Genomic DNA, 19,193 nt, shown 5'->3' on the forward strand with positions numbered 1-19,193 from the left:
GTCAAAAGCTGAGAGGGTTCCCAATTCGCTTGCCTGCTGGCGATTTCCACGTCTTGACAAGTGCCGCTTTCTGACATTGAGATACGGCTGATCCGCATAGTTCTAGGTCATCGCCACCCCCGACAACCTACACGCTGCGAACCGCACACTGTTCCCCCGCGACGCATCGATATCCCGCCCATTCGGAGTGTGTTGGAGCGCACATTCGCGGCGTGCGAATTAATAATCAAGTCATGTAAATGGAGTAACTCGCGGAAGCACAGGAACGGCGAGCGTTCGTTGTGCATCATGTCGAACAGAAATCGGCGACAGCGTATGCAGCATCGGCCGCCCGGTGAGGGTACGGCTGCCGGGAATTCGGCGCAGCACCTCGGCCCCGGCCAGCGACCCGACGAGCACCAGAGCGTAGAGCGTCACGATGCCCCACACCGGCCCGAAAGCGCTTGTCAGCCGCGGCGTCACCGGCCCGAGCAGTTGCAGCACGAGCGGATGCAGCAGGAATACCGCCAGCGAGCGATCGGCACCGTGGGCGACCGCGCGGGCGGTGATCGAATCCGCCCGCCGCCGACGCGCCCACCACCGGCCGATCGTGTAGAGCGCGGGAATTATCAGGACGTAGAACACCATCAGATGCGGTTGGAACACCTCACTGGCCGCCCACGCGGGCGCACCGCGGCGGGTCTGATACACCAGCACCGCCACCGAGCCCGCCCCCGCGAGCGCCGCCGCGCCGACGAGCACCGCGCCGAACCGGTCCACGATCGAGTCCACGGCGTCGATATGCCAGGCCGCGACCGCGCCGAGCAGCACGTAGAACTGATACGGCAGCACCGTGACATACAGATGCGCCCACACCCCGCCGGCCGCACCGCTCAGCGCGGGCGGATGCGACAGCCACACCAGACAGCCCACCTGAACGACGGCGCTGACCGCCAGCACCCAACGATGATGCCCCACAGTGACTTTCAGTAGCCGCAGGATCAACGGGAACAGCAGATACACCTGCAGCGACACCAGCAGGAAGTACAGCTGATACCACGCCCCACCGGTCGCCACCTCGAATACCAAGCGCCACAACGCCGCCCGCATCGTCTCGGCGTGCATCCCGGTCACCACCGAATAGGCCCAGTAGATCACCGACCACAGCAGATACGGAATCCCCACCAGCAGAAACCGCCGCCGCCAGAACGTCCCCGCCGCCAACGGCCGACCCGCGTGCTGATAGACCAACACGAACCCGGTCAGCGCGAAGAACGCCTCCCGCGTGAAGTGCAGCAGCACGATCACCCCATTGGCCGCCACATTCGCCGGATCAGTCGACCGGTCCACCACATGCACCCCGACCACACACGCGAAGGTGAACACCCGGAACAGGTCCAGCTGATACAGATACCGCTTCACCGAATCCAGCGTCATCACCGTTTCTGTGAATCAGCTCAGCACAGCCTCCGGACCCTCGCAGAGCCGTCCGCGCGGGCGTGAAGGTGGAGCTAAAGTTGCTGGCTCTTAGCCGGGGGCGTGGTCAGAATGCGGGTCATGCTGAAAGCCGCTGTCGCCCGCGGGCCGAGGACGTTTCGGGCCGATATCGAGGGTCTCCGGGCTATCGCGGTGGTGGCGGTCGTGCTGTTCCACGCCGGGCTCGGTGGGATCGCGGGCGGGTTCGCCGGGGTGGACGTGTTCTTCGTGATCTCCGGATTTCTGATCACCGGGATGCTCTGGCGTGAGGTCGCGGGGGACGGGACGATCGGGCTCGCGCGGTTCTACGGGGCGCGGGCGCGGCGGCTGCTGCCCGCGGCCGGAATCGTGCTGGTGAGTACGGCGGTGGCGGCCGCGGCGCTGCTGCCGCCGCTGCAGGCGCGGACCGTGCTGGGCGATGCGATCGCCAGTGCGCTGTATGTGGGCAATTATCGGCTCGCGTCGCAGGGCACCGACTATCTCAACGCGGGGGCTCCGCCGTCGCCGTTCCAGCACTACTGGTCGCTCGGGGTGGAGGAGCAGTTCTATCTGGTCTGGCCCGCGCTGATCATCGTGACCGCGCTGATCGTCCGGCGCTGGGCGCGACGGCCGTCGCCGGTGCCGTATCTCGTCGTCCTCGGTGTGGTTTCCGCGCTGTCGTTCGCGCTGTCGCTGCAATGGACGAGGACCTCACCGCCATGGGCGTTCTTCGGATTACCCACGCGGGCCTGGGAATTGGGGATCGGCGGGATGGTCGCGCTGTCGGTTCCGCTGTGGCGCAAGCTACCGGCGTGGTCGTCGGCCGTCATCGGCTGGGCCGGACTGGGTTCGATCGTGCTGGCGTATGCGCGCCTCGGTGAGCGAACGCCCTATCCGGGGGTCGCGGCGCTGCTGCCGGTCCTGGGCGCGGCGCTGGTCATCGCGGCCGGTTGTGCCGCACCGCGTTTCGGCGCGGGCCGCGCGCTGTCGCTGCCGACGATGCGGGCGATCGGGCGGCTGTCGTACTCCTGGTATCTGTGGCACTGGCCGGTACTGATCCTCGCCCCGCATTTCCTCGGCCATCCGCTCGGCACAACCGGCGCCGCCGGTGCGGTGCTGATGTCCGGCGGCCTGGCCATGCTGACCTTCCAACTGGTGGAGAATCCGGTGCGCTTCGCCTCGCGGCTGCGCCGATCGGCCGCGCGCAGTTTGGTTTTCGGCGGCGCGGTCAGCACCGTGGCGGGCGGTGTGGCGATGGCGCTGCTGGTCGCGGTGCCCGTACCCGTCGGTCACGGGGAGGCCGTCGAGGCCCTGTCGGTCAGGGCGGCGCCGGTCGCGCCGACCGCCGATCCGATCGACGACCAGGTCGCGCAGCTCACCGATCAGGTCCAGGCCGCGATCGCGGATGCGGCCCGAACCTCCTCGGTCCCTTCGAATCTCACCCCGTCGCTGGCCGACGCGCCCGGCGACAAGGCCGATGTCTTCGTCAACGGCTGTGTGCGCTCCTGGCGCGATCTGGGCCAGCCCGACTGCGTCGCCGGGGATCCGGACTCCCTCACCGATATCGCGCTGGTCGGCGATTCGCACGCCGCCATGTGGAATCCGGCCTTCGAACGCATTGCCACCCAGCGCCATTGGCGCCTGCGCACGATGAGCAAGGTCACCTGCCCGCTGCTCGATCTGCCGATCACCAGCCCGTATCTGGGCCGCGAATACACCGAATGCGAACAGTGGCGTCAGCTGGTGCTGGATCGACTGCGCGCCGAACATCCCCGCCTGATCGTGATGGACATGTCGCGGCGCTACGGCGCGGATTTCGGCTTCTCCTCCTACGATCCGGCCTGGACCGCCGCCCTCGCCCGCCTGGTCGGCCAGTTGCGCGCCACCGGCGCCGCGGTCCTGGTCCTCGGCCCGATCCCCGATCCGCACACCACCGTGCCCACCTGTCTGTCCAACCACATCGACAGCGCCCTCACCTGCGCGCCGACCCGTCTGGAAGCGGTGAACGATCTGGGCATCGCCGCCGAATCCACCGCGACCGAATCCGCGGACGGGCGCTACGCGGACCTCACGGCCCTGTTCTGCACCGCGACCCGCTGCCCGCTGGTCAATCGCAAGGACCTGATCTACCGCGACGACAACCACCTGACCGTCACCTACGCCGAAACCCTTACCCCCGTGATCGATGCCCTGGTGGATCGCGCACTGAACCACGATTGATCGAAACTTCAACTATCGCACCCGATCTCATCGTAAAATCGAGTCTTTCAGAGTCTTCACCTTTGTAACGCTCGGCTTCACAACTCCCTTGGTGGTGATCAAGTGCGGAACGGCGATCTCGGAGAGCTACTGGACTATCTCGTTGTCGGGGCGGGCCCGGGCGGGCTCCAGCTCGGACAGTGGTTGCGGGAACGGGGCCACAGCTATCGGATCTTGGAGCGGGATGCGGTGGCGGGCAGCTTCTTCCGGACCTTTCCACGGCATCGGCAGATGATCTCGAACAACAAGCGGCACACCGGAACCGATGATCCAGAGCTGAATCTGCGGATGGACTGGAACTCCCTGTTGTCACCCGATCCGCGAATGTTGTTCACGCGCTACAGCGCGCGATACTTTCCCGAGGCCGACACCATGGTGCGATATTTGGGCGATTTCGCCGAAGCGCACGAGCTGGCCGTTTCCTACAACACGCGGGTATCCCGGATCGCTAGGGACACAGACGGTTTCGTGGTGACCGACGAGGCGGGCGGACAATACCGCGCGCGGCGGGTGGTGCTGGCGACCGGGGTGAGCGTGGCGAATACTCCGGCCATCCCGGGTATCGAACACGCCGAGCAATACTCCACCGTCCCAACCGATCCCGAGGAATTCGTCGATCAACGGGTGCTGATCATCGGCAAGGGCAATTCGGCATTCGAAACCGCCGACAATCTCATCGCCCACGCCGCGGTGATCCATGTGGTCGGGCGCAGTTCGATCCGGCTGGCCTGGAAAACCCATTACGTCGGACATCTGCGGGCGGTCAACAACAACTTCCTCGACACCTACGAGCTCAAATCGCAGAACGCGGTACTCGACGGCGAGGTGCTGTCGATCGAACGCGACGGCGACGGCTATCTGGTCGACGTCAGCTTCGCCCGCGCCGACGAGGTGGTCAAGCGGCTGCGCTACGACCGGGTCATCGCCTGCACCGGATTCCGTTTCGACGCCTCGATTTTCGAGCCCGATACCCGTCCGCGCCTGATGATCGAGGACCGCTTCGCGGAGCTGAATCCGTGCTACGAATCGGTGAACGTGCCGGGGCTGTACTTCGCCGGAACGATCATGCAGCAGCGCGATTTCAAGAAGTCCACCACCGGATTCATCCACGGATTCCGCTACGCGGTCCGGGCCCTCGGCCACATCCTCGACGAGCGACATCACGACCACCCCTGGCCGCGCCGCCCGCTCGAGCCCACCGCCGACGCCCTCGCCGACGCGGTCGTCGCCCGGGTCAATCGCACCTCGGCGCTGTGGCAGATGTTCGGGGTCCTCGGCGATGTGCTGCTCGTGCCGTCCTCCGGCCCGGCGCACCACCTCGAGGAGGTTCCGGTCGACTACGCGCACGAAAGCGATTACGGCTGCGACTATTTCACCGTCACGCTGGAGTACGGACCCGACCACGACAAGGTCGACCCGTTCGACATCTCCGTGCGCCGCGCCGCGCAGAACTCCCCCGATCAGGCCATCGACGCCTCGTATCTGCATCCGGTGATCCGGCACTGGCACGCCGGGCAGCTGCTCGACGTGCATCACATGGCGGAGAATCTGGAAAACGAATGGGACGATCCGCGCGCGCATCGCGCGCCCCTGGCCGGATTCTTCACGCGGGCACTGGCATCGGTGAGCGTCGGTTCGGGCCGGTGAACTCTCGTGACGGATCTGCGAAATCTGGTGAATCTGGCCGAGATCGAGGCCGCCGGGCGCGCGGCGCTGGATCCGGTGTACGTCGACTACATCGCGGGCGCCGCCCGCGACGAGATCACCGCGCGGGCGAACGAGACGGCGTTCGCGCGGCTGCAGCTGCTGCCTCGCATGCTGCGCGGCAGCCATAAGCGCGAACTGGCCGTGAATCTGCTCGGCAGCTCAGCGAGTATGCCGATCATCGTCTCACCCACCGCCTTTCACAAACTCCTCCATCCCGACGGTGAACTGGCCACCGCGCGAGCGGTCGCGGCCGCCGACACGATCATGATCGTCGCCATGGCCGCCACGGTCGCGGTGGACCAGGTCGCCGCCGCGGCCCGCGCCGCCACCGGCGGCCGCGCGTCGCTGTGGTTTCAGCTCTACATCCAGCCCGATCCGGAACTCACCGAGATCCTGGTCCGGCGCGCGAGCGCCGCGGGCTGCGAGGCGCTCGTGGTCACCGTGGACTCACCCACGCTGGGGGTCAACGAACGCAATCGGCGTAATGGCTTCAACGATCTGCCGAATGGCCTGGCCTGCGAGAATCTCCGCGACCTGCGCGACGGCGAGACCGGTCACGTCCGCCAGATCGTGATGTCGCCGGAGATCTCCTGGACCCATATCGAATGGCTGCGCGGGATCACCACACTGCCGATCCTGCTCAAGGGACTGCTGCATCCCGAGGACATCCGCACCGCCGTGCGGCTCGGCGTGGACGGACTGGTGCTGTCCAATCACGGTGGGCGGCAATTGGATACGGTGCCATCGACCATCGAGTTGCTCCCCGAGGTGGCCGCCGCCACGGCCGGTCGGATACCGATCGTGCTCGACGGCGGTATCCGGCGCGGCACCGATGTGGTGAAGGCCCTGGCGCTGGGCGCGTCCGCGGTGGGCATCGGCCGCCCGGTGCTGTGGGGGCTGGCGTGCGGCGGCGAGGCCGGGGTGCGGCGGGTGCTGGAATTGCTGCGCGAGGAGTACGACCACGCGCTGACGCTGTGCGGCGGTGCGGGTATTCGCGATCTCACGGCCGATCTCGTGCGCGGGACGCCGCGATGAGCCGGTGGTGGGCGGCGGCGCTGGCCGTGCCGGTGGCCGCCAGCCTCCCGCACTGGCTGCCCGCATCCGTCGTCGCGCTGCGGGTGCGAATCTTCGATCTGGTCAACGGCGAGACCGGCCTGCCGACGCCCAGCGACCGCCTGCCGATCGGGGATTTCAAACGGCTGTACGGACATCCGGCCGCCAATGGCCGCAGCGCGGGCGCGGCGCTGTCGGATCTGTTCTGGTACTGGCTGGCCCCCGGCCCGCAGGTGCATCAGGAACATCTGGAACCCGGCCCGCGCTACGACGCCGTCGCCAAAACCACCCGGCGCATTCTGGCCCGACTCGACCGGACCGCCTGGACGGAACTAGTGACCCGCGCCACGAGCCGGATCGCCGACGAACTCGGTACGCACGCACAACATCGGGTGCGTCTGCGCGATCTGATGATGCCGATCTGGGCCGAGGTGTACTACGAACTCGTCTTCGCCCAACCCTGTCCGCGCACGGCACGGGACCTGATCACCGGCAATGCCGACGATGTGGTGCATTCGCTCAAATGCACGCGCCCGCGGCATATGAAACGACGCGCCCGGCTCACGGCGTACCTGCGCGAGCGGATCGCCACCGACCCGCCCGCCGAACCACTACCCGCCGCACTCACTGCCCAGGAACAGGCCTACTACCTACAGGGCACGTTCTTCAATACGGCCGTGGTGCAGATGTCGGAGGCGATGGCGCATCTGCTGCTGGCCATTGCCACCAATCCGGCCGTCCAGGACCGGCTGGTCGCCGATCCGCTCGACGATACCTATCTCGACCACGTCATCGACGAAACGCTGTGGCACTACCCACTTTTCGGAATAGCCCATCGGATAACCACCGACGAGATCCCCGCCACCGCGAACTGCCCGGCCGTACCGACCGGATCGGTTCTACTGTTCGACTACCCGCGCTATCAGCAGGGCGACAGGGATCACCGATTCGATCCGGATCGGTGGAGTCAGCCGGAATCGCGTCCACCGCAATATATTCCATTCGGCATTGCCGCCAATCGGCCCTGCCCGGCCCGCGGCTTCGCCACCCTGACGATGCGGGTCTGCGCGCGAGAGATGTTGCGCCGCTACCATCTCGACTCCGCGGTCGAACATACCCGCTCGTTACCCAGCCGCGGACCGTGTGTTCTCACCCCGCGCGCGGCCGCGCGGCCCACCCGGATCCGCCTGGCCGCGACGCGCTGGCGGGACCGCTGGGAAACAGTGCCGCGCAGTCTGATCCAGCTCGTCCTGGGCAGCTGGATGGTCTACGACGCACGCCGGAAACGGTTGTGCGAGAACTACTTCGCCGATCGACAACCGATCGCGAGCCGAGGTGCGCATGACACGACGAATCCCCCCGACCGTCCAACCCCGTAACTCCGGTCTACCCGAACCCTCGCAACGCTGGTTTAGTGGCAAACCAATCACATACTCGGCAGCCTGGGCCCGTTTCCACGTGCCGCCATTGCTGTGCGAGGAATCCTTCGCCCATCGGTAGGGAGCGTCATGAGCGCAAGTGAACTCGCACCGGCTTTCTTCATCGCGGCCGTAGTCATCCTCCTGGTCTGCCGCATCGTCTCGTTCATCCTCACCAGACTCGGCCAGCCCGCGGTGGTGGGTGAGATGATCGCGGGCGTCGTACTCGGCCCGTCGGTATTCGGGCTGCTCGCACCCGGCCTGTCCAAGGAGGTCTTTCCCACCGAACTCCGTCCGATCCTCTATGTCGTCGGCCAGATCGGGCTGGTGGCATTGATGTTCCACGCGGGATACGAATTTCGGCGGCACGCCGGGCGCGGACTCGCCAGGAGCGCGCTGATTATCTCGGTGGCCGGAATGGTCGTGCCGATGCTGGGGGGCACGGTCCTGGCGCTGGGAGCCCGCGACAGGGTGGACATCTTCGTCCCGGGCGTAGCGATCGGCGTCACTGTCGCCTTCGTCGCCGTGGCATTGGCCATCACCGCCTTCCCCATGCTGGCCAGGATCATCACCGAACGCGGCATCTCCGGCACCCGCTTCGGCTCGCTGTCACTGGCCGCCGGGGCCACCGACGACGTCGTCGCGTGGATCCTGCTCGCGGGCGTGCTCAGCGTGGCCTCCGGACACGTCAAGCCCATCCTGCTGGCGGTCGGGGGCAGCGTACTTTTCGTGATACTGCTGGTATTGGTGGTCCGGCGCTTCCTCGCCTGGTACCTGACGCGGCCCGGGGCGGGCACCGAGACGCGGCTGCTGGTCGTCAGCACGGTGTTGTTCGGCGCGGCCTGGTTCACCGACGTGGCTGGGCTGTACGCGGTGTTCGGCGCGTTCTGCCTCGGACTGGTCATGCCGCCGGGCGAGGCCTCCGACGAGATCGTGCACGGTATGCACTCGGTGACCCGGGTCCTGTTCCTGCCCATGTTCTTCACCTATTCGGGCCTGCAGACCCGCTTCGACCTGTTCACCAAGCCGTCCGTGATCATCTTCGCCGCCGCCTCGGTCGCCGTGGCCGTACTCGGCAAATACGGCGGCTGCTGGGCGGCGGCTCGGCTGTGCGGTGAGGACAATCTGACCGCGCTGCGCGTCGGAGCGCTCATGAACGCTCGCGGTCTGATGCAGCTCATCGCGCTCAATATCGGCCTGGCCGCGGGCATCGTCACCAACCAGCTGTTCACCGCACTGGTCCTGGTGGCTTTGGTGACCACGACAATGGCGTCGCCGATCCTGTCCTGGCTGGACCGCCGAGAACCCAAGTCCCCCGGGCAGATCGAGGAACCCGCGCTCAGCGCGCCGCGAACGTGACGCCGATCAGACCTTCTCGGCCAGAACACAGCGCTCGATCCGGGTGACCCGGCCCGGCCTACGGGCCGGGTCGAGGTAGCGGGTGCGGCAGGCGGTGTCGTCGAGCTGTTCGGTTTCACGCCAACCGTATTCGGCCAGCAGCGGGCCGACCCGGTCCGGGGCGAGACCGAACAGCCAGAGCTTGTCGCGGACGACATGACGACGATGAAAACTCTCGAGGCCGTCGAGATCGACGCCCTCGAGGAAATCGGCGAGCACATAGGTGAAGGCCAGCCTGCTGCGGGGCGCGGCATCGGCCAGGGCGGACAGCGTTGCGCGCACGGCGTTTTCGGTGAGGTACTGGGTGACGCCCTCCCAGACGAAGACGGTCCGGCGGTCGGTGCGGTAGCCGTAGCGCGCGAGAACCTCGGCCAGATCCTCGGTTTCGAAGTCGATCGGCACCAGGGTGACGTGCTCGGGCACCGGCATCCGGGACCGCTTGGCGGCGATGTTGACCGGTTGGTCCACCTCCAGCACCGGCACCTCACCACCGGATCGGTAACCGCGCGTATCGAATCCAGCGCCCAGAATGACCACGGCCTCGCAGCCGTCGGCGATGGCGGCGGTCACAACATCGTCGAGATAGCGCTTGCGGCAGACCATCCACAGCAGCACGCTCGCGCCGACCACACGCCCCATCGCCCACAGCAGCGCCTCGCGCACCGGCCGCCACCGCGCCGCCGCGACGAGCCGCCGACCCGCGGGCGGCAGCATCCCGAGCGCCAGCTCGTCGGTGAACACACGTCGCTCGCGGGGAACGTACTGTTCGATCGCGGCCACCGTGATCGGGCCGATCGCGGTATCGGAAGCTCGCACGGCCCCAGGATAGCTCGCGCGGTTCAGCACTCGATGACATTGACGGCGAGGCCGCCCCGGCTGGTCTCCTTGTACTTGTCGCTCATATCCGCGCCGGTGGCACGCATGGTCCGGATCGCCTTGTCGAGCGAGACCACATGAATTCCGTTACCGCGCAGGGCTATTCGGGAGGCATTGATCGCCTTTACCGCCGCCACCGCATTGCGCTCGATGCACGGGATCTGGACCAGGCCGCCGATCGGATCGCAGGTCAGTCCGAGATGGTGTTCGAGGCCGATCTCGGCGGCATTCTCCACCTGTTCGGGCGTACCGCCCAGCACCTCGGTCAGCGCCCCGGCGGCCATGGCGCACGCCGAACCGACCTCGCCCTGACAACCCACCTCCGCGCCGGAGATCGAGCCGGTTTCCTTGAGCACCACGCCGATCGCGCCCGCGGTCAGCAGGAACCGAACCGTGCCCGCGTCGTCGGCTCCCGGTACGAAGTGGCGGTAGTAGTGCAGGACCGCCGGGACGATACCCGCCGCGCCGTTGGTGGGCGCGGTGACCACCCGCCCGCCCGCGGCATTCTCCTCGTTGACCGCCATCGCGTACAGGCTGACCCAGTCCATGGTGACCAGCGGATCGTCGGACTGTTCCGAATTCAGCTTGTCGCACAGGGTTTTCGCGCGGCGCGGCACGAGCAGTCCGCCGGGCAGCACACCGTCGCGCTCACAGCCGCGACGCACGCAATCGGCCATCACCTGCCAGATCCGCAGCAGGCCCGCGTCGATCTCGGCGTCATCGCCCAGCGCCCGCTCGTTGGCGCGCATCACCCCGCTCACCGGAAGGCCGCTGGCGCGGCAGTGGGCGAGCAGTTCGTCGGCGGTGCGGAACGGGTGGGGTACGGCCCGTTCGGCGACGCTCGCCGGTTGCGCCGGGGCGGATTCGTCGTGGACGAAGCCGCCGCCGACGGAGTAGTAAACGCGTTCGGACAGTACGGTATTCGCCTCGTCGAAGGCGCGAAAGCGCATGCCGTTGGGATGTCCCGGCAGCGATTCGCGTCCGAGCAGCAGCAGATCGGTCGACTCGTCGAAGTCGATCTCGGGTCCGCCCGGCAGCGACAGCCGACGGTTCAGGCGCACGGCCTCGACGGTCTTCGGCGCGAGATCGGTGTCGACGCTCTCCGGGCGCTCACCGCACAGCCCGAGGATCACCGCGTGATCGCTGCCGTGCCCGCGTCCGGTCGCGCCCAGCGAACCGTAGAGCTCGGCGCGGATCCGCGCGGTCTGCTTCGAATGCCCTTGCGCGGTCAGGGATTCGACGAACATCAGGGCCGCGCGCATCGGGCCGACGGTATGCGAACTCGACGGTCCGACGCCGATGCTGAACATGTCGAACACGCTCAGGGTCATGGCCGCGTCACCCTTCTAGGCGCCGGTCAGCGCCGCATAGGCCGCGGCGTCCAGCAGTTCGCCGAACTCCTCGACGCGGACCCGGAACAGCCAGCCCTCGCCGTAGGGATCGGTATTGACCACCTCGGGGCCGTCGACGACGACCTCGTTGACCGCGACGACCTCACCGGACACCGGCGAATACAGATCGCTCACCGATTTGGTGGATTCGATCTCACCGCAGGTCGCCCCGCGGGTGACCCGATCGCCGACCGCGGGCAGCTGGACGAACACGATATCGCCGAGCGAGGAGGCGGCGTATTCGGTCACGCCGACGGTCGCGACGCCGTCATCGGTCGAGAGCCACTCGTGCTCCTCGGTATAACGCAGATGTTCGGGGAATCCCATATCGGACAGCGCCTTTCAGGAGCGAGAGTAGAAGGGCAGGGCGACGACCTCGACCGGCTCGTGGCGGCCGCGCAGATCGACGGTCAGCGCGGTTCCCGGTTCGGCGTATTTCGGGGCCACCATCGCCATCGCGATCGGGCGGCCCAGCGTGGGCGAGAGCGCACCGCTGGTGACGACGCCGATCTCGGTGTCGCCGTGGAAGATCGGATAACCGTGGCGGCCCGCGCGGCGACCGTCGCCGACCAGTCCGACCAGAATTCGCTCGGGGCCGCTGTCGCGCCGAGCGGCCAGGGCGGCGCGTCCGACGAAGGCGCCGGGCTTGTCGAATTTCACGACCCGGCCCAGCCCGACCTCGAACGGCGTGACGCCGACATGAAGTTCATTGCCGTACAACGGCATTCCGGCCTCGAGTCGCAACGTGTCGCGGCACGCCAGTCCGGCCGGTATCAGACCGTGCGGATCACCGGCCTCGACCAGGGACTGCCAGATGTCGGCGGCCCGCTCCGGCGGGCAGTACACCTCGAAACCGTCCTCGCCGGTGTAGCCGGTGCGGGCCAGCAGCACATCGGTTCCGGCGATGCGGGCGGGCACGCTCGCGTAGTACTTCAGCGCCGCGAGTTCGGCGTCGGTGACCGCGCCGACGATGGCGGCCGAGCGGGGACCCTGCACCGCGATCAGCGCGAATTCGGCCGAGCGGTTGGTCACCTCGACCGCGAAACCGTGCGCGCGATCGCGCAGCAGCACATGGATCACATGCGCGTTGGCCGCGTTGGCGACCACCAGGAAGCGGTCGGCGGCCAGTCGATACACCACGAGATCGTCGAGAACGCCGCCGTTGTCGTGGCACAGCATCGTGTAGCGGGCGCGCCCCACCGCGACCGCGGACAGATGACCGACCAGCGCGAAGTCGAGCATGCGGGCGGCCTCGGGCCCGGAGATCTCGATTTCGCCCATATGCGACAGGTCGAAGATTCCGGCCGCCTCCCGCACCGCGCGATGTTCGGCCAGTTCGCTGCCGTAGCGCACGGGCATGCGCCAACCGCCGAAGTCGATGAACGAGGCGCCTGCTGCGGCGTGTACGGAATCCAGGGGCGACAGCGTGCTCGCCGTCGGCCGAACGACAGTCATGGGAGGTCCTCGAGTCGACCGGACTCGCGCCCGGTAGCGGAACTCCCCCTCTGTCATGGGACCTGAGAGCTTCACCGCCGTGTGGCGGTTTGCACCGTGGGTGAGGCGCTCGGTGCGCCTGCTTTCCAGAGTGGCCTGTTCGAAACGGTACCTGTACCTGAGAGATTCCGGGGAGGTTGCTCCTTCGGCGCCCCGTGTCCGGGGACTCTCCCGCTCCGATTCATAGCGGCCCGATATTCGATTGTGTCGGTCAGCATAGGCGAAGTCGGGGCCCCCGGCACATCGGGTGCTAGCGCGGCGGGGTGAGGCGCTGGGTGAACAGCACCGTTCCGGACGCGTCGCACAGGTTCACCGTCAGCTCCCGCGTCCTGCCGTCGATCAGCACCTCGCCGAAATGCTGGAAGCCGCTGTCCAGGGGTGAGGTGTTCTGGGTGGGCGGCGCGTGCACGAAAACCGCCTCGGGGCCGAAGGTCGCGTCGAGGACATTGGGGCCGAAGGCGCCCGCGTGCAGCGGTCCGGAGACGAATTCCCAGAACTCGTCGAAATCGGTGAAGGCGGCCCGCTCCGGCGAGTACCGATGCGCGGCACTGTAGTGCACATCGGCGGTCAACCACACCACGCCGCTCACGCGGTTGGCCTTCACCGCCGAGAGCACCTGCGCGATTTCCGATTCCCGGCCCGAGGGCGCGCCGGGATCGCCGTTGGCGGGGCCCTCGAACGCGGTCTTGCCGTCGGGCACCACCAGACCCAGCGGCAGATCGTTGGCCACGAGCTTCCAGGTGGCCCGCGAATCCCGCAGGCCCTCGATCAGCCAGCGGGTCTGGTCGGGGCCGAAGATGCGACCGCCCGGTGCGGTATTGACGCCGTTGGTGTCCTTGTAGGTGCGCATATCCAGGACGAAGATGTCCAGCAGCGGACCGTAGGAGATCTTGCGGTACAGCCGCCCATCGGCCGTCTCGCGCGGATCCAGCGGCATCCACTCGTGGAACGCCTGCCAGGATCGGGTGGCCAGCACATCCATATTGCGTTCGTGGTAGCCCTTGTCCGCGGCCACGGCGCCGCCCGGGGACCAGTTGTTGGTCGTCTCGTGGTCGTCCCACTGAACCACCTGCGCCACCGCGGCATTGAAGCGTCGGTAGTGCTCGTCGCCCAGGTTGTAGGCGTATTGGCCGCGGTACTGCTCGAGCGTCTCGGCGGGGGCGTGTTTGGCCTCGGTGACGATATTGCGCCACACCCGGCCGTCGGGCAGCGTCACCGATTCCTGCATCGGATTGTCGGCGTAGATGGCATCGCCGGAGTGCAGGAACAGATGCGGGTCGCGCGCGGCCATGGCCGAGAAGATTCGCATACCGCCCAGATCCGGATTGCGGCCGAAGCCCTGGCCCGCGACATCGCCGGACCAGTGCAGTCGAATATCCGCCGCGGCCGTGGGCACGGTGCGGAATACGCCGGTGACCGGTTCGGAGGTCGCGCCGTCCTCACCCTCGAGGGTCACCCGATAGTGCACCGTCTGGCCCGCGGGCAGACCCGCCAGGCGCAACCGGCCCGTGCCGTCCGATTCGGGGGTGAGCATTGCACCGCTGAATCGCCGTGCGTCGGTGAACGATTCGGTGGCCGCGGTCTCCACCACCAGTCGGGCAGGTCGATCCGACCGGGCCCAGATCAGCGCGCCGTCGCTGCGGGGATCGCCCACCGCGACGCCGTGTGTGAGGCTCGGCCGCGCGCGCACCAGCCCGGGCCCGTCGCTGGAGCAGGCGGCCAGGGCCGGGACCGCGACGAGCCCGAGGGCGGAGGTGCGCAGCAGCGTGCGCCGGGAAACACCGAGATCGGAACCGAGCATGCCCACACTCAAATGCAGCGAACCCAACGAAATGTGAACGCGCAGGGAACAGTCCCGCCAGCGCCGGCTATTCGGACGTCACCGTGAGCTGGTATCGGGCCAGCACCCGGTGCACCGCCTCGGTCAGCTGTTCGAGGTTTTCGAGGGCGGGTGGGTGGAACGCGTTGATCTGCAGGCTGATTCGATCGCCGCATTCGAAGAACAGGCCGTAGAGCGTTCCGCCGCGACCGGCCACCACCGCGCGCGAGGTCAGGCTCTGATTGATCAGGCCGATCCGCAGCGACGTCGCCGCCGAACCGTCGATATCGACCATGCGCGGATCGAGTTCGCCGAGGTTGGAGCACACCGTGCGGGTCGAGTCGGTGGCCGCCTGCCGCGCGAGAACGCCGTAGAGTCCGCGCGGCAGCGCCACCGCCACCGGAAAGACCGGCGGCGGCGCCTGTCCCGCGGCGGCGGCCGCGGACAGCTTCTCCTTCATCAGCGCGCGCAGCGGGGCCAGATCGTCCGGTACGTCGCCGACCTCGAATTCGATCGAGCCCAGCGCATTGGCGCGGTGATCGTCCTCGACGCGGGTGCTGACCGGCATCATCATCCGGACCGTGCCCTGGTCGTCGACCCGTCCGGCCGCCGCGGCGATTTCGGCCATGACCGCGACCGCCAGCGTGGTGGCCGTTCCCCCGCGCGCCGCCGCGGCCGCACGCCACAGCCGCGCCGGAACCTTCACATCGAGGGTCGGCACGCGAAATCCCGGCTCCGGCGCGGCGTCGATCGCGGGCTGCGCGCGCCGGGCCGCGGCGAGGCGCGCGCCGAGCACCACGGCCGTGAGCGCCGGTCCCACCCTTTTCGCGGCGGCGGCGAGATCGGCGAACAATCGCCGGGTCGCGCCGAATTCGTCACTGCGGTAATGGAATTCGGTCCGCTCGCGCGCGACCGCGGCGAGCACCGCATCGCAGAGCCCGCGCCCGTCGACGATGGTGTGCGAGACGAGCAGCGAAACCACGCTGCCCCCGTCGTCGAGCCGGGCCACCGCCAACCGCCACGCCGGTCCGCCATAGGTCCGCAACTCCGCGCGAGCCTGTTCGGCGATCCACTCCTCGAGCTCCCCGCGCGCGATCGCCGCCGGAGCCACCTCGACCGGAGCGATCTCCGCACGCGCGGTCCACCGATCCCCCGCGGCCGGAATCACCGCCGCCGCCACCGCACGCCCCAACTTGCCGTCCCGCAGCGCGGCATGAAACTCCGCCAGCCCGGCCATATCCACGGCACGGTCGTACAACCACACCGCTTGAATGGCCATGGCCCCGCCGATTGCCGCATGCCCTCGCGCGCTGACACAGTCGACATCATCCAGGCGGTACAACACAGATCTACTCCCCTTCGAAATCAATCGACGACATCGCCACATCAGCGATGCCGTCGGTCGAGACAATACGTGCTCGCCGACGGGAAGGGGATGCGCTCAGGCGAAACTCGAGGACAATCCGGCGGTCCGGAGTCCATGGTCATCGGATCACCACCTGTCGTTTCCGGCGGCGCATACGACAGCTTTGGGGGCATTCGAGGCGGTGACATCGTGTTCCGGGCCTCAGTATCCTGAAACATCATGGGTGCGGTGGGTGACGCTCGTGGGGGCGGCCGGAGCTCTACACCACGAACGCTTTTCGCTGCCAGGCTGGCGGAGCTGTGGGAGGCCGCGGGTAATCCGACGCTGCAGCAGGTCGCCAGCGCGACCGAGTCGCGGATGCGGGCGACCCGGGCGCCGGGGCGCGGGCGCGGTTCCCTGGTACAGCGGATCAGCGACTGGCGGGCCGGGCGCAATGTGCCGTACCGGTTCGAATCGTTCGAGCCGGTGCTGGTCACCCTGTTGCGCATGGCCGAGGCCACCGCGAAACCCGCGCCCGCGGGACTGTCCAATCACGCGGCCTGGCACCGACTGTGGAAGGCCGCGGCGACCGCGGAGCCCGCGCGCCCGGTGGTCACGACCGCGCTGCGTCGCGACATCGCCACCTTCGTCGGGCGCGACGCCGAGGTGCGTCGCCTGCTCGAGGCGGCGCGCCCGGGCGGAGTGGTCGCGATCCACACCGTCGACGGTATGCCGGGCATCGGTAAGACCGCCCTGGTCACCCGTGCCGCGCATCTGCTGGCCGACCGGTTCCCCGACGGCCGGTTCTTCGTCGAACTCAACGCGCACACACCGGGCCACACCCCCGCCGATCCCTTCACCGTGCTCGGCACGCTGCTCACCAATCTCGGCATCGCCGACGGACATCTGCCCGAATCGCTCGAGGCGCGCTGCGCGCTGTGGCGAGACCGCCTGTCCGACAAGCGAGTCCTCCTGGTCCTCGACGACGCCCGCGACCACACCCAGATCGAACCGCTGCTGCCCGCGGGCCCGGGCTGTCTGACCCTGATCACCAGTCGCCGCCGCCTGATCGCCCTCGACGGCGCGCAACCGCTGCCGCTGGAGACCCTCGATCCCGAGCACGCAGCCGAACTGTTCTGCCGTCTGGCGCAACGCGATCCGACCGGCAGCGAGGCCGACGCCGTCGCCGATATCGTCCGCTCCTGCGGATATCTGCCGCTCGCGCTGGTGCTGCTGGCCGGTCGGCTCGCCCACCACCCGACCTGGACCCTCACCGGCCTGGCCACCGAACTCGGCAGCACCCGCGACCGCCTCGGCGAACTCGATACCGGCCATCGGGCCGCGCACGCCGCGTTCACCACGTCCTACCGCAATCTGCCCACCGACCGGCAGCGGTTGTTCCGCCGCCTGGGCCTGCATCCCGGGGTCGATCTGGACGCCTACGCGGTCGCGGCGCTGTGCGATCTGCCGCTGACCGCCGCCCGCCACGCCCTCGAAGACCTCTACACCGATCATCTGATCGACGAGATCTCCCTGGGCCGCTACCGATTGCACGATCTGCTCCGCGAATTCGCTGACAACCTGGCCCGCGACGATCCGACCGAGGACCGCGCCCGGGCCATGGACCGGCTGCTCGACTACTACCAGCGCGCCGCGCTCACGGCCGTGCGGCTGCTGCCCGGCTATCCGGAATCGCGCTCCGCCACATCGGATCCCGTCATTCCGGATCTGTCCACCTCGGCCCGCGCCGTGACCTGGGTGCGCCGCGAACGCGCGAATCTCATGGCCTGCCTGGAATACGCCACCGCCAACGCGATGCTCGGGCGTGTGATCACCCTGACCGACGCGCTCATCGGCGAACTGCGCCTGTGCGGTCCGTGGCAGAAGTTCCTGGCCTTCGCCCGGCACGACGCGGTGACCGGACTCAATCAGTTCCGCGCCGGACAGCTCGGCCTGCCGGATCTGGGCGCGGCGGATCTGCCCGCCGAAAGCTATTCGCAGGCGGCCGATCTGCTGCAGCGCCTGGTGGACGACGAGGCCAGCGGCGACGACCGCCATGCCCGCGCGGAGGCGCTGCACACCCTGGCCTGGGCGCGATTCCTGTCCGATCATCACGAGGCGGCCATCGACGCGCTCGAGCAGTCGGTGACGATGCACCGCGAACTCGGCGACCGCGCCGGGGAGGCCGCCGCGCTCACCATTCTGGGCTGGATCGAACATGTGGTCGGCGACGATGTCACCGCGGTCGCCCTGCTGCAGCGGGCCCTGACCCTGCATCGCGATCTGGGCAATCGGGCCGGGGAAGCCGAGGCGCTGCGCCATCTGGGGATCCTGCGTCATATCGCGGGCGACCATGTGGCCGGTATGCATGTGCTGCGACGGGTCGCGCAGATCTATTCCGAACTCGGCGACCGCTACGAGCAGGCGCTCGCCACCGGAATGCAGGCCTGGATCGCCAGTTTCGCCACCGATCGCGCCACGGTGGTCGCCCTACATCAGCACGCGCTGGCGATCTATCGCGACGCCGAGGATCTGCCCGGGCAGGCCATGACCCTCAACGCGCTGGGCTGGATTCACCATCAGGCCGGAAATCTGCCCGCCGCATGGGAATTGACGCGTCGCGCACTGGCGCTGTACCGCGAGATCGGCGATCGCACCGGGGAGGCCTCCGTCCTGCACAATATGGGCAGGCTGCGATTCCTCGAACACGATTACGCCGACGCCACGGATCTGATCGGTCAGGCGTGCGAGGTCTACCGCGGCAGCGGCAATCTCGCGGGCGAGGCCGTCGCGCTCGGCAATCTCGGCTGGGTGCGATATCTGACCGGGGACCGGCAGGCCGCGACCGACCTCCTCGAGCTGGCCCTGGCGCGATCGCGTGCCATCGGTCATCGCCGCGGCGAGATCGAGGCCCTCGATCGACTGGACAAGATCAAGAATGGGACGACGCCCTGAGGCGTGCCGCCGGTCCCCTCCGCCGGCGGCACATCCCGATTCTC

The 19,193-nt window shown here is 68.1% G+C and carries 13 protein-coding genes and 2 riboswitches; of the genes, 6 read left to right on the forward strand and 7 right to left on the reverse strand.

Translation table 11 applies throughout. The features are described from left to right. Nucleotides 1-231 precede the first annotated feature (231 nt). Nucleotides 232-1,416 carry an acyltransferase family protein gene (locus NP4_RS30580; protein ID WP_068005386.1) on the reverse strand — a complete coding sequence of 395 codons (1,185 nt, stop codon included), beginning with the start codon at nucleotides 1,414-1,416 and terminating at the stop codon, nucleotides 232-234. Between the two features lie 120 nt (nucleotides 1,417-1,536). On the opposite strand from NP4_RS30580, the gene NP4_RS30585 reads away from it, so the two are divergent. From NP4_RS30585 to NP4_RS30605, 5 genes are all read left to right on the forward strand, one after another. After that, on the forward strand, nucleotides 1,537-3,654 hold the full coding sequence (locus tag NP4_RS30585) for an acyltransferase family protein (RefSeq protein WP_068005484.1): 2,118 nt from the start codon (nucleotides 1,537-1,539) through the stop codon (nucleotides 3,652-3,654). A 102-nt stretch (nucleotides 3,655-3,756) separates the two neighbouring features. After that, on the forward strand, nucleotides 3,757-5,340 hold the full coding sequence (locus tag NP4_RS30590; RefSeq protein ID WP_211335995.1) for an NAD(P)-binding domain-containing protein: 1,584 nt from the start codon (nucleotides 3,757-3,759) through the stop codon (nucleotides 5,338-5,340). A 6-nt stretch (nucleotides 5,341-5,346) separates the two neighbouring features. Next, nucleotides 5,347-6,435 carry an alpha-hydroxy acid oxidase gene (locus NP4_RS30595; protein ID WP_082876355.1) on the forward strand — a complete coding sequence of 363 codons (1,089 nt, stop codon included), beginning with the start codon at nucleotides 5,347-5,349 and terminating at the stop codon, nucleotides 6,433-6,435. Beyond that, nucleotides 6,432-7,832, forward strand: coding sequence for a cytochrome P450 (locus NP4_RS30600; RefSeq protein WP_068005388.1), 1,401 nt, complete (start codon nucleotides 6,432-6,434; stop codon nucleotides 7,830-7,832). Before NP4_RS30595 ends, NP4_RS30600 begins: the two co-directional genes overlap by 4 nt. A 129-nt stretch (nucleotides 7,833-7,961) precedes the next feature. Then, nucleotides 7,962-9,230 (forward strand): cation:proton antiporter, encoded by a 1,269-nt coding sequence (locus tag NP4_RS30605; protein WP_068005390.1) that lies wholly within the window; start codon nucleotides 7,962-7,964, stop codon nucleotides 9,228-9,230. 6 nt (nucleotides 9,231-9,236) lie between these two features. On the opposite strand, the gene NP4_RS30610 is transcribed toward NP4_RS30605, so the two are convergent. The 6 genes from NP4_RS30610 to NP4_RS30635 all read right to left on the reverse strand — a co-directional run bounded on the left by NP4_RS30610 (nucleotide 9,237) and on the right by NP4_RS30635 (nucleotide 16,194). After that, nucleotides 9,237-10,085 carry a class I SAM-dependent methyltransferase gene (locus NP4_RS30610; RefSeq protein WP_082876366.1) on the reverse strand — a complete coding sequence of 283 codons (849 nt, stop codon included), beginning with the start codon at nucleotides 10,083-10,085 and terminating at the stop codon, nucleotides 9,237-9,239. A 23-nt stretch (nucleotides 10,086-10,108) separates the two neighbouring features. Then, nucleotides 10,109-11,476: an L-serine ammonia-lyase gene (locus NP4_RS30615; protein ID WP_068005392.1), complete on the reverse strand. Its 1,368-nt coding sequence runs from the start codon at nucleotides 11,474-11,476 to the stop codon at nucleotides 10,109-10,111. Nucleotides 11,477-11,491: 15 nt separating this feature from the next. Next, the gene (gene gcvH / locus NP4_RS30620; RefSeq protein WP_068005395.1) at nucleotides 11,492-11,863 is read right to left on the reverse strand and encodes a glycine cleavage system protein GcvH; all 372 of its coding nucleotides are present in this window, start codon (nucleotides 11,861-11,863) and stop codon (nucleotides 11,492-11,494) included. Between the two features lie 15 nt (nucleotides 11,864-11,878). Continuing rightward, nucleotides 11,879-12,991 carry a glycine cleavage system aminomethyltransferase GcvT gene (gene gcvT / locus NP4_RS30625; protein WP_068005397.1) on the reverse strand — a complete coding sequence of 371 codons (1,113 nt, stop codon included), beginning with the start codon at nucleotides 12,989-12,991 and terminating at the stop codon, nucleotides 11,879-11,881. A gap of 40 nt (nucleotides 12,992-13,031) precedes the next feature. Beyond that, nucleotides 13,032-13,126: riboswitch (glycine riboswitch) on the reverse strand. Beyond that, nucleotides 13,127-13,214, reverse strand: a riboswitch (glycine riboswitch). A 66-nt stretch (nucleotides 13,215-13,280) separates the two neighbouring features. Next, on the reverse strand, nucleotides 13,281-14,831 hold the full coding sequence (locus NP4_RS30630) for an alkaline phosphatase D family protein (RefSeq protein WP_068005399.1): 1,551 nt from the start codon (nucleotides 14,829-14,831) through the stop codon (nucleotides 13,281-13,283). A 67-nt stretch (nucleotides 14,832-14,898) separates the two neighbouring features. After that, a complete protein-coding gene (locus tag NP4_RS30635; protein WP_068005402.1) occupies nucleotides 14,899-16,194 on the reverse strand; it encodes a hypothetical protein in 1,296 nt (431 codons plus the stop codon). 240 nt (nucleotides 16,195-16,434) lie between these two features. On the opposite strand from NP4_RS30635, the gene NP4_RS30640 reads away from it, so the two are divergent. Beyond that, nucleotides 16,435-19,149, forward strand: coding sequence for an ATP-binding protein (locus tag NP4_RS30640; RefSeq protein WP_082876356.1), 2,715 nt, complete (start codon nucleotides 16,435-16,437; stop codon nucleotides 19,147-19,149). Nucleotides 19,150-19,193 lie beyond the last annotated feature (44 nt).

The sequence above is a fragment of the Nocardia pseudobrasiliensis NBRC 108224 genome, assembly GCF_001613105.1.
Lineage (GTDB): Bacteria > Actinomycetota > Actinomycetes > Mycobacteriales > Mycobacteriaceae > Nocardia > Nocardia pseudobrasiliensis.

Bases quoted from the DNA above. Each gene is read 5' to 3' on its own strand.
- NP4_RS30580 (WP_068005386.1), bottom strand. From the start codon at position 1,416: ATGACGCTGGATTCGGTGAAGCGGTATCTGTATCAGCTGGACCTGTTC.
- NP4_RS30585 (WP_068005484.1), top strand. From the start codon at position 1,537: ATGCTGAAAGCCGCTGTCGCCCGCGGGCCGAGGACGTTTCGGGCCGAT.
- NP4_RS30600 (WP_068005388.1), top strand. From the start codon at position 6,432: ATGAGCCGGTGGTGGGCGGCGGCGCTGGCCGTGCCGGTGGCCGCCAGC.
- NP4_RS30605 (WP_068005390.1), top strand. From the start codon at position 7,962: ATGAGCGCAAGTGAACTCGCACCGGCTTTCTTCATCGCGGCCGTAGTC.
- NP4_RS30615 (WP_068005392.1), bottom strand. From the start codon at position 11,476: ATGACCCTGAGCGTGTTCGACATGTTCAGCATCGGCGTCGGACCGTCG.
- gcvH (WP_068005395.1), bottom strand. From the start codon at position 11,863: ATGGGATTCCCCGAACATCTGCGTTATACCGAGGAGCACGAGTGGCTC.
- gcvT (WP_068005397.1), bottom strand. From the start codon at position 12,991: ATGACTGTCGTTCGGCCGACGGCGAGCACGCTGTCGCCCCTGGATTCC.
- NP4_RS30630 (WP_068005399.1), bottom strand. From the start codon at position 14,831: ATGCTCGGTTCCGATCTCGGTGTTTCCCGGCGCACGCTGCTGCGCACC.
- NP4_RS30640 (WP_082876356.1), top strand. From the start codon at position 16,435: ATGGGTGCGGTGGGTGACGCTCGTGGGGGCGGCCGGAGCTCTACACCA.